9 protein-coding genes and 1 riboswitch are annotated in these 11115 nt (G+C 59.3%); of the genes, 7 read left to right on the forward strand and 2 right to left on the reverse strand.

Features of this window, described 5'->3' with window-relative positions; all coding sequences use genetic code 11:
• Positions 1-45 precede the first annotated feature (45 nt).
• From J3481_RS12965 to J3481_RS12985, 5 genes are all read left to right on the forward strand, one after another.
• A complete protein-coding gene (locus tag J3481_RS12965) occupies positions 46-1350 on the forward strand; it encodes a S1C family serine protease (protein ID WP_206832494.1) in 1305 nt (434 codons plus the stop codon).
• An 86-nt stretch (positions 1351-1436) separates the two neighbouring features.
• Entirely contained in the window at positions 1437-3164 is a 1728-nt protein-coding gene (locus J3481_RS12970; RefSeq protein ID WP_206832493.1) for a spore germination protein, read from the forward strand.
• Between the two features lie 15 nt (positions 3165-3179).
• Positions 3180-4379 carry a Ger(x)C family spore germination protein gene (locus J3481_RS12975; protein ID WP_206832492.1) on the forward strand — a complete coding sequence of 400 codons (1200 nt, stop codon included), beginning with the start codon at positions 3180-3182 and terminating at the stop codon, positions 4377-4379.
• Positions 4376-4582, forward strand: a complete 207-nt coding sequence (locus tag J3481_RS12980) for a hypothetical protein (RefSeq protein WP_206832491.1) — start codon at positions 4376-4378, stop codon at positions 4580-4582. Before J3481_RS12975 ends, J3481_RS12980 begins: the two co-directional genes overlap by 4 nt.
• A gap of 7 nt (positions 4583-4589) precedes the next feature.
• The gene (locus J3481_RS12985) at positions 4590-5687 is read left to right on the forward strand and encodes a GerAB/ArcD/ProY family transporter (protein WP_206832490.1); all 1098 of its coding nucleotides are present in this window, start codon (positions 4590-4592) and stop codon (positions 5685-5687) included.
• On the opposite strand, the gene J3481_RS12990 is transcribed toward J3481_RS12985, so the two are convergent.
• A complete protein-coding gene (locus J3481_RS12990; protein ID WP_206832489.1) occupies positions 5688-6086 on the reverse strand; it encodes a VOC family protein in 399 nt (132 codons plus the stop codon).
• 13 nt (positions 6087-6099) lie between these two features.
• Positions 6100-6921 carry a phosphosulfolactate synthase gene (locus J3481_RS12995; RefSeq protein ID WP_206832488.1) on the reverse strand — a complete coding sequence of 274 codons (822 nt, stop codon included), beginning with the start codon at positions 6919-6921 and terminating at the stop codon, positions 6100-6102.
• A gap of 280 nt (positions 6922-7201) precedes the next feature.
• Here J3481_RS12995 and J3481_RS13000 point away from each other — a divergent pair, with 280 nt between their 5' ends.
• Entirely contained in the window at positions 7202-8377 is a 1176-nt protein-coding gene (locus J3481_RS13000) for a C40 family peptidase (protein ID WP_206832487.1), read from the forward strand.
• A 991-nt stretch (positions 8378-9368) separates the two neighbouring features.
• On the forward strand, positions 9369-10568 hold the full coding sequence (locus tag J3481_RS13005) for a transposase (RefSeq protein ID WP_206832486.1): 1200 nt from the start codon (positions 9369-9371) through the stop codon (positions 10566-10568).
• Positions 10569-10901: 333 nt separating this feature from the next.
• Positions 10902-10988: riboswitch (cyclic di-GMP riboswitch) on the forward strand.
• Positions 10989-11115: the final 127 nt, after the last annotated feature.

Here is an 11115-nt window from a genome sequence, read left to right on the forward strand (position 1 = left end):
ACTAAGCGCAGAAAAGGTCAAGACCTGGATAAAGGGTGATCCTGCATGCGCTTTTATCGTCCGCGCTCTGACAGCGGATTCTTCTACGAACCCGGTGGCACGCTGCGCTGGATTGTCACGGTGGTGGTGTCGGCGCTCGTCGGCGCCGGTGCGACGCTGGGCGTGATCGCCGCCACGCGCAACGAGAGCTTGTCGCTCAACACCACCAACACGTCCACGCCGCCCGCTTCGACCACCAAGCCGATGTCGGTGAACGTGAACATCAACGACGACATCACGCAGGTCGTGAAAAAGGTGGAGCCGGACGTGGTGGCGGTGGTGAACTACACCACGACGAGCAACTTCTTTACGCAACAGTCCCAGACGCAGGAGTCCGACATTGGCTCCGGCGTGTACTTCTACAAGAGCGGCGACAACGCCTATATCGTCACGAACAACCACGTGGTGCAGGGCGGATCGAAGGTACAAATCGTCCTCATGACCAACAAGCGCGTCAACGCGACGGTGGTCGGGACGGATCCTTACACGGATCTCGCCGTCCTGCGCGTGCCCGCGTCCACGTTTCCCGGAATTCAGCCGGCCCAGTTCGCCAATTCGGACGATATCCAGGTGGGTGAACCCGCGATTGCGATTGGGACGCCGATGGGACTCGACTTCGCCGACACGGTGACGGCCGGGATCATCAGCGGCGATCAGCGCATGATGCCGGTGGAAGATCCGACATCGGATGCGGTGCTCGACTATCAGCCCGTGATCCAGACGGACGCAGCGATTAACCCCGGCAACAGCGGCGGACCGCTGCTGAACGCCGCCGGACAGGTGGTGGGCATCAACTGTAGCAAGATCGTGGCGCAAAACTTTGAGGGCATGGGTTTCGCCATTCCGTCGAACGAAGTGTTGAACATCGCCTTCCAGATCATCAAGACGGGGCACGCGGTCCATCCGGCGCTCGGCATCGAGGGGATCGACCTGTCGAGCATTCCCAGCGGGTATCTGCCGAACAACATTCCGGTCGACTACGGCGTGTACATCGAGTCGGTGGATTCGGCGAACGCGAAGCGCGCGGGCCTTGAGCAGGGCGACGTGATCATCGCGCTGAATGGGAAAACGGTGCAGTCCATCGCGGATCTCCGCACCGAGTTGTTCACGCTGAAACCGGGGCAGACGGTGCCGATTGTCGTGTATCGCGGGGATCGGAAACTCACGCTTCAGATCAAGATTGGCGAAGAGCAGTCGCCCAACACGACGGAGAGCGGCAGTTCGAATCAGTCTTCGCAGAACCCGTTCTCCTCGGGCGGAGGCAGTATCTTCCCGAATCCCTTCAACTCCACGAATCCGTTTGGCGATTGAACGTGGCTTGGCGGCCGGGAGCGAGGCTCCCGGCTTTCGTTTGGGCATGATATGGTGGATTGTTCCATAAAATAATTCAGGAGGTGATGGAGGTGAAAAGTGGCGTGCGAATCCGTTCGCGGCGCCGCCCGCAGGGGATGGCGCAAGGGCAGGCGGATCAGGCGCATGCGAGCGACGAAGGCGGAAGGGAACCGACGTCGGCACCTTTGCAGGGAAAGCGGCGGACCGGCGCGTCGGCAGAGGGCGAGACGTCGCGCGGGCGCGCGTTGGGCCAGGGTTCCGGAGGAGCCCAGTCCGAGCCGGGCGGGTACGCGTCGAAACAGCGCCTCCATCGCGGCCTCGACGACAACCTCGCCGCGCTGCACGAGTTGTTTCATGGATGCTCGGACGTGCAGTTTCGCCACCTCGAGCTCGAAGCCGGCCGCCAGGCGTGCCTGGTCTACTTCACGGGCATGGTCGAGCTTGAGGAGTTGAGCGAAGAGGCGCTTTGCCCCTTGTTGACGGCCTTTCATCCGCACACCGTCGGAGATTACGATCCGAAACAGTTGGCGGGACGGTCCCTGCCGGTGGCTCAGGCGGACGTGGTGCATACGCTCGACGACGTGGTGGACGCGATCGTCCTGGGGCGGGCGGTCCTGATGGTCGACGGGTTCGACGCCGCCATTTCACTCACCACGACGTCGCCGCCGCGGCGCGCCATCTCGGAACCGGAAACGGAGTCGGTCGTGCGCGGTCCGCGCGAGGGTTTCACCGAGGACATCGCGGTCAACATGTCGCTTTTGCGACAGAAGCTGCGCACGCCAAAGCTCAAGTCCATTCCCTACTACGTGGGCAAGTACACGAAGACGGAGGTCCGCCTGGTCTACATCGAAGGACTGGCGGACGAACCGGTCATTGCCGAGGCCAAGCGTCGAATTGAGGGGATCGAGATCGACGGCGTGCTGGAGAGCGGATACCTGGAGGAACTCATCGAAGACCAGCCGCTGTCGCCGTTTCCCCAGTTTCAATATTCGGAGCGGCCGGACACCGTGGCGGCGCAGCTTCTGGAGGGGCGATTCGCCATCCTCACCAACGGGACGCCCTTTGCCCTCGTGGCCCCGGTGACGTGGTGGCAGTTCCTGCAGGCGAGCGAGGACTACTATGAGCGCTTCTTTCTCGTCTACCTGGTGCGCGTGCTGCGCTATGTCTCGCTGTTCATCGCGCTGTTTCTGCCCGCGATGTACATCGCGGTGACCACGTATCACCAGGACATGCTGCCGACGAATCTCGTCATCAGCATCGCGGCGGCGAGGGAGAGCATCCCGTTTCCGGCCATCATCGAGGCGCTCATCATGGAACTGACCTTCGAGGCGCTGCGCGAGGCGGGCATCCGCCTTCCGCGGGCCGTGGGCCACGCGGTCAGCATCCTGGGCGCGCTCGTCATTGGGGAGGCGGCGGTGGAAGCCGGGATCGTGTCCGCGCCGATGGTCATCATTGTGGCCCTGACGGGGATCGCGTCGTTTACCGTGCCGCGCTACAACGCGGCCATCGCCATCCGCCTGTTGCGCTTTCCGATGATGCTCCTCGGCGCGGTGCTCGGCATGTTTGGGCTCGTGATCGGCGTCATGTGGGTGACGGTGCACCTGTGCAAGCTGAGGTCGTTCGGCGTTCCGTATCTCTCGGGCTTTGCGCCGTACAAGCGGAAGGAAGTGAAAGACCTGTTCGTTCGTCCGCCTTGGTGGCAGATGGTGTACAGGCCGTCGTCCTACGCGCACCAGAACCGCAAACGGATGAACAAGCAGATGATGCCGCGCCCGGAAGGCAACCCGCAGTGATGGAGCGTGACAACGGTGGCTAGGACGGGAAAGTGGAGCCTCTTGGCGCTGATGCTGGCGCTCGTGCCGACCCTGTCGGGATGCTGGGATCGCCGCGAGATCAACGACATGGCGTTTGTGACGGCGGCCGCGGCGGATCGCACGGAGGACGGCAAGTACCGCGTCACGGTTGAGGTGCCGTTGCCGGGCAAGATCTCATCGGTCGGCAACCTCGGCGGAGGGGGCGGATCGAGCGGCACCAAGGCCTATTTCATCGACTCGACCGTGGGTGACACGTTCCGCCAGGCGAACGCGGATCAGCAAAAGGCGATGTCCCGCCAGCTCTACTTCGCCCACATGCGCGTGTTTGTCTTCGGAGAGGCGCTTGCGCGGGACAACATCGCCCAGGCCATCGACGTGATGGCCCGCGTGCCGCAGAACCGCATGACGACGTATCTCGTGGTGAGCGAGGGGCCGGGTGCCGACGTGCTCAACACGGAGTCGAACATGGAGAAGACGCCGGCGGAGTTCCTGCGCGAACTCGCGAGCCAATCGCAGCGCCATCCGCGCACGGTCAAGCGCGTCACCGAAGCCCTGCTGGCCGAGGGCCAAGATCCGTACATGCCGCTGGTGTCGGTCGTCGAGACCATCCCCGGCGATGAGGCGCGCCGACAGACCTACATCAAGGTCACAGGGCTCTCCATTTTCCGCGGACCGCGGATGGTCGGAATGCTGAAGGGACGCCAGGCGGACGGGGTGCTGTGGGCGCTCGGCGAGATCAAGCGCCCGACGGTGACGGTGCTTGCGCCCCGAGGGACCGGGCACGTCTCCATCCTCGTGACCAGGTACAGGACGCGCGTCGCCATCCATCGGGTAGGCGATCACGTCTCCTGCCGGATCACGGTGAAGGCCATGGGGACGCTTGCGGAGAACACCTCGCCCTACATGTATGAGTTGACCCAAAACCTGCCGAAGCTCGAACACGAGGCGTCCTTGGAAATCGCGGATGAAATCGCGGACGGCATGAAGGCTCTGCAGGACATGCGCTCGGATCCGGTGGGGCTTTGCAACCGCGTGTACCGGCTCTATCCCACGCTGTGGCACAAGGACAAGTCCGACTGGCGCGATACGCTTTACCCTGCCATTCCTGTTCAGGTCCACGTGGAGCTTGAGCTGCGCAACAGCGGCAACGCGACATCTCCCGTCGCCGTTCCGGAGGAGGAGCTGAGGTCGTGATCGTCAACTTCATCGAGGCCGCGGTGTTCATCGCCGCCCTCTGTGCGCTGCAGTGGAAAGAGTGGAAGCAGGCCAACCGGCCGACGAAAATCGCGATGGCGACCATGATGACGATGGCCGCGGGCGCATGGATCGCGTCGAACGTGTTCCCCGATGCGCACACGTCGTTTTCATGGTTACCCAAGCCTTTCCACGCGAGGTGAAACGAGCATGAACCAGGTTTCGACGCGCCAAGTGGTGCTCATGGGCTTTTGTTACGTCTTCTCCGCGACGCTCGTGACGTGGCCGGGCCAGATCCTGCGAATGGCGCGCCAGGACGCGTGGGTGGGCGTTCCGCTCTGCAGCCTGGCGGTCCTTTGCGTGTTGTGGTTGACCGACCGCGCGCTCGCCAAACATCCTGGCAAGGACCTGCTCACGCTGATGGTGGAGAAGTTCGGATGGTTGGGCAAGATGGTGATCCTGGTTTACGTGGCGTTTTCCCTCGTCATCATGGCGAAAGACGTGCGGCTCGGGGTGGACTTCGTCAGCGTGGTGTTTCTGCCAGTGACGCCGGCCGTGGTCGTCGGAGCGCTCATCATGGCCACCTGTGTGTTCATGGTGCGCGGCGGGATCGAGGTCATTGCGCGCATGACGGAATTGTACCTGCCGGTGTTCCTGCTGTTTTCCGTCTTTTGCGGCGCATTGCTGGTCCCGGATCTCAGCTGGCAGTATGTTCAGCCCTTCTTCGAGTACGGGTTTGAGCGACCCGCCATCGGGATCTGGTATGCCATGAACGCCATCGGCAGCATCACGATTCTGCCGCTGCTCTTTTCCCACGAGCGATTTTCGTTTCGGCAGGCCTGGATCTCGCTCTTGTTCTCGTCGATGTTTCTCGAATTTGTCCTCATCATCTGTGAGCTGAACCTTGGCAGTCCACTCGCGGGTCACCTGATGTATCCCGCGTACGAGGCCGTTCGCGAGGTGCGCGTGACGGACTTCCTTGATCGGTTTGACATCCTCATCGTTGGCATCTGGCTGCCAACCATTGTGACCAAGATCGCGCTGAACCTGTATTTCACCATCGCGTGCATGCGCCAGGTGATACCCCAGCTTCAGGCGGCCCAGGTGGCGCCCTCCCTCGGTGCTCTCGCCCTGGTCGTGAGCCTGTGGCTGTTTCACACGTCGACAGAGGTGGTTGCCGTCGACGACGTTTGGCCGCTCGTCGTCATGGCGCTGTGGCTCATCATTCCCGCCGTCGCGGCGGTTGTCGCCGCCCTCCTCGGCCCCAAACCAAACGCGCGCCGGCCGAAACCTCAGCGCGCGCCCTAGTCAATACATCATGCGGTCGTCGAAGTAGTACTTGAATTCAAGCAGGTTGTTGGACGGATCGATCAGGAAGAAGGTCTCGTGTTCCTCGATGAGCCCTTCGAAGCGGCGTGACAGGTCATGGTAGAACGGAATGCCCCGCTGCTTGGCGAGCTTGTACAGGTTGTCGAATTGCCGCTTGTCCCGGAACGTGATGCCGAAGTGGCGAGGATACATGCTGACTTCCCGATCCCAGCGATCCGACAAGTGACACACGAGCTGGTCTCCGAAGAAATCGAGCGTGATTCGGTCGTGGTACCGGCGAGCCAGCTTGCAGCCGAGCTTCGTCACGTAGAAATCGTAAGCCTCGTCGAGATCCCGGGCGGGGATGGCGAGGTGAAACACGTCGTTTGGGTTGCGCATGCGAATGTCCTCCTCACGATTGCCAGAGCGCGGGCTCGAAATCCATTTGTGGCAGATCGCCGGTTTCCAATTGGAGCAGGGTGTCGGAGCGCAGGCCTCTGCGCAGCGTCTCCAGGGGGATGGCGTCGCCGATGGCCACGTTGCCGAGATTCACGTTGGGCCCGAGCTTGTCGATGAAGTACTTCTGAAGCGTCTTGTTCGGCGCTTCGAAGATGAGGCGGTGGGTGTCGAGACCCGCCTCCAGGATCTCCTCGATGAGCCCAAACCGCAACTCCCCGTTTTCGCGGCAGATGCCGCTCGTTCCGGATTCGCGGGCTTCGGTGATGACATACGCCGCGCCCGCCGCAAAGTCCTCCCGGATAAACTGGATCCAGCGATGGGGTGGCAGAAGGAGCGATTGCTTCACGTCCTTGTAGCCGACTTCGCTCATCACCCGGAACCGACGGGAGAATCGCTCGATGAACCGGGCCTTTTCCGAGTTGGAAAGCGGTACGGTTCCGTTCGAGATCTCGACGTCGCGGCACCCGTAGTGCAGGCACATGGCTTCGTAATCGTCGATCCGCCCCTGCACGAGAAATTTCTCAAACAGCGTGCCGCCAAAGAAGTAGCGAATGCCGAGCCGATCCAGAACCTCGAGCTTCTCTTCGATTCTCGGCGTGACGACGGCGGTTCCCCAGCCGAACTTGACATAGTCGATCCACGCCCCATTCGACTCCATCGCGTCCCGGAACCACGCGACGGGGACTCCGTTGTCGATCACGACGGTAAGTCCGGTTTGTCTCGGCTTCTCTGGCCGTTCGGGCAGACAGAGCACGTCCGTCCATCGCGAATCCATGGCCCATCCCCTCCGATTCAGCGCGTGTCGCACGGTTGGATTGAGCATACCGGGCCAAGCTTGAATTCTGGTTGAAATCCGGGGATCTGCGAACAGTTTATCAAAAAAAGTTCAAAAGAGAGGAGCCCGTGCCTAGGCCAGGTGCTGTTCGCGAAAAAACGAGCCGATCAAGCAGGAATTCTTCGTTCGCTGTCGAATATCCGTGCTCCGTAGCGAGAAAGCGCGTTGCGCGGTTCCGTTTGTCGCAAGCGCGCGAAACTTGGGGTTGTGGGGAGCGATTATGCGGATTTCATCGAAATGGTTGACTGGAGCATCGGTTGTCGTTGCCCTGTCGTTCGCCGTGAGTCCCAAACCCGCCAGCGCGGAAACGCTTTCTCAGGCGCAACAGCAGCTGGCCCAATTGCAGAGCCAGAAGCAAGCCGTTGAAAGCCGCCTTTCCGAGGACGCTGTCAAAGAGCAGACGCTGAAAAACGCGATTCGCGCGTACCAGGTCTCCATTGAAAACGTGCAGGCTCAAATCCAGGCGAATCAGGCGCGTATGGCCGCCCTGCGCCAGCAGGAGCATGAGCTCGGCGTTCAGCTGCAGCTGAACGAAGCTCAGCTCAGTCAGGCGGAAAACGAACTCGCCCAGATCGTGCGCGGCGAGTACGAGGACGGCAATGTATCGTACCTCGAGGTGTTGTTCAACGCCACCAGTTTCACCGACTTCCTCTCGCGTTTGTATGATCTCGCCATTGTCTCCAAAACACAGGATCAGGTCGTCCAATCCATCAAAGCGCTGCAGGCGTCCATCCTGGAGAAACAACATCAGGTTCAGGCGGCTGAGCAGCAGGCGGAGCAGGTCGGCCAACAGCTGAGTCAACTCGAAGCGATGGACGAATCGCTGAAGCAGGCGCAGCAGGTGAAACTGAACGCCATTCTGCAAGATATCGAGCAGGGCAAGCAGCAACAGGGCGAACTCGAAAGCCAGATTCAACTCACGCAGTCGGACATCCAGGCCATCGAAGCGGCGACGGCGGCAGCCGAGCAGAAGGAATCGAACGCGCAGTACGTGGCAACGCAACAAGCGGCGCTCGTTCCGGCTGATCCCAACAGCATCATCGGCTACGCAGAGCAGTTCCTGGGAACGCCCTACGTCTGGGGCGGCGAATCGCCGAGCGGCTTCGATTGCTCGGGCTTCACGCAGTACGTCTTTTCGCATTTCGGCATTCAGATCCCGAGGACGTCCGAAGAACAGTTTGCCGTCGGCGTTCCGGTCAGCCAAAACGACCTTCAGCCGGGGGACCTCGTGTTCTTCAGCACGTACGCGCCCGGCGCGACGCACGTCGGGATTTACATCGGCAACGGGCTGATGATCGACGCGCAGGATATGGGTGTCTCCATCGACAGCGTGTTCAATTCGTATTGGGGACCCAAGTATCTAGGGGCGCGCCGTTTCATCACGACGGGGAGCTGAAGGTACACGAGCGACGTTGCCGCGGGCTACCTGCGCAGGCAGGCGTCCGCCGTCCCGACCTGGGATGGCGGACGCCTTTTCTTTCGAGCGTCGAGCCGATCTCGGCACCTCTCCAATCGCGTCTATTGAATGATTCATTGACATGGACGGCGGAAGCGAACCGTGTGATCACGAGATCGCCCGAGCGTGGCACGAAGACGTTCACGTAACCGTCGTGTCGATGGCGCTAGCGCACGTGACGATGTCGTCGCTAAGGTGGCTGGGCGGATCTCCGCAGGTGCAGCCACTGCCGCGGTAGTTACTTCGTGGCTCCCGGAGGTTGCTGGCGTTGCTGAAGTGGTTTCCTTATCGAGGGGAATAGTGGCATTAGCTGCCGACACCGATTTATCGTTCAGGGTAAGCAGAGCGCCGCTAATGTCGCTTTAGACGCAACTGCAATAGTCCCGTCTCTTGGGGTACTCAGAGAAGGTAAAGAAATTGTGACTCGCGTAAAGGACTTATCGCACGCTTTCCAACACAGCGTTGAGCATTTTGGTGAGGATGAGCAACAGTGGAAGACTGTTGATAACAGTTACGGAGATCTGGCAGGAGCAATGTTTTCCACTGCAAGTGCGTTTCCATCAGCGGCTAAGGGACGAAGGGAGGAGTAGTTGTGAAGAAAGCAGCAGAACAACTTGACTTAATGTATAAGACGGGTGTTGCAGTAATCATTACTGTGATTTGCTTTTTGATTCTTGAGTCAATCCCGTGGATCCATCAACACGCAAAATGGTTTGTATTGGGTTTGACTTGGCTTTCTTTTGCCATTTTTTCGTATTAGTTTGTGTCTCCTGTGTGAAATTTATCATTTTTTATAGAAAACGTGAGCCTTTTGCAGAATCACGAGCCCTTGTGCGGCAAGGGTTTTTTGAGCACAAAGAAGGACTTCACCCCAACTTGAGAGAAAGAAAATGGTATTCACCAAACCATTTTTACGGGGGCGAAGTCCAACGTGTACATTCGACAAACATGGCTCTTTTCCTTCGACGAATGGATGGAAATAGACCCTTCGGAGCGGCGTGAACGTTTTTTCTCCGCGCTTGATTTGAGTCCGTATGCCGCAAAGTTGAGAAGTTCGACACCCCAAGGGGCCAAACCCATCTCTCGCGAAGCCATCTTGCGCGCATTTCTCGCGGCGCCCCTTGAGGGCATCTCGACCTTCACACAGCTTCACCGACGTTTGGAGAGCGATTTGCGCTTCCGCTTCCAGTGCGGCTTCTCACTTCACCAACCCGTTCCGTCCGTCTCGACCCTGAGCCGCGTCTTTCAGGTCATCGTGGACAGAGGGATTGCGACGACGCTATTTGCTGACTTGGTGCGTCAATGTCGTGACGAAGGGCTCATCGAGGGTGAGCACGTCGCCATCGACAGCACGGCGATCCATGCTTATGAGCGGAAACCCCCACGCTCATGGGTTCAGCCCACAGACCGAGCCAACTGGGGCGCGAAGTTCGATGCCTTTGGCAACAAGCTCGCGTGGTTTGGCTACAAGGTCCATATAGCCGTCGATGCAAAAAGTGAACTTCCTATGGCGTTCACGGTGACGCCAGCGAACGTCTACGATGGAGAGATGGCCATTCCCTTCATGGAAGAGCTTCATCACCACGACTGGCGGATTCGCTTCGTGTTGATGGACGCCGGGTATGACCAGAAGAAAAACTATGAAGCCGCTCGAGCATTAGGTGCTCAGGCTATCATCCCGATGAATCGCCGGAATGAGAAAGAGCCGCCGGAAGGGATGGATTTCGACGGCACGCCCCGCTGCACGATGGGGTACCGGATGACGTATTGGGGCGCAGAGGGCGACTGGCTCAAGTTTCGCTGTCCGCACGCGACAGGACATGTCGATTGTCCGCTTGGCATGGCTGCCTGTTCTGCATCGAACTATGGCATGGTTGTAAAGAAGCACATCGATGAGGACGTCCGTCGACACGCGAATCCACATCGCGGTTCCCGCACATGGAAGATGCTCTATGATGAACGGACCGCGGTGGAACGCTGCTTTTCACGGCTGAAAGAGCAGCTCATGCTTGACGACCTGCATGTGCGGGGTATCGAGAAGGTCACAGCGCATGCGTACATCAACGCCGTTGTACTCTTGGCATCGGCTCTGGCGATGCACCGGACGAATCGTTTCGAGCAGGTGGCTTAACCTGATGCTTCGAATGGGCACCACTGAAGGGACGTGATTTATCCACACAACAGAAAAGGATTTTTATGGAACGCCCTATCTTTCACGAGAAGTGTGCGTCGTTTTTGCTCGCGATGGAATCAGTCATTCTGCAAAAGGCTCAATACTTATGATTCTTCGGATACGTGCTTGTTCTGCTGAAAGAGAGGAAGGAATTCTAAGAAGAATGGCGAATGTAACTTTAGACCTGGATAGGGGTTCGCATTTGCTCGGGAATGTCGAATAGTGAGAGATGACGTCGATATTCAAAACATGAGCAAGCAACGGAATCCGAGGCTAATGAACCATATACGAGGCGTTTCAGGGCAAACCAACGGAAACGTTGGGACGCAAAGCTACGGGTCTACGGGGACTTGGACCTAAGATCGCCGGGCTGCCGCTTGCATGAATGGGAACATGGGGGCAGCTTGCTGGAGCGAGCTGCTCCTTTTGCGATGTGGAAAGACGGGGGAAGAACAATGGAAAAAAAGAACTTAGAAAATATCCCCCTGTCTCTTATACACATCTG

The sequence above is a fragment of the Alicyclobacillus fructus genome, assembly GCF_017329605.1.
Taxonomy (GTDB): Bacteria; Bacillota; Bacilli; order Alicyclobacillales; family Alicyclobacillaceae; genus Alicyclobacillus; species Alicyclobacillus fructus.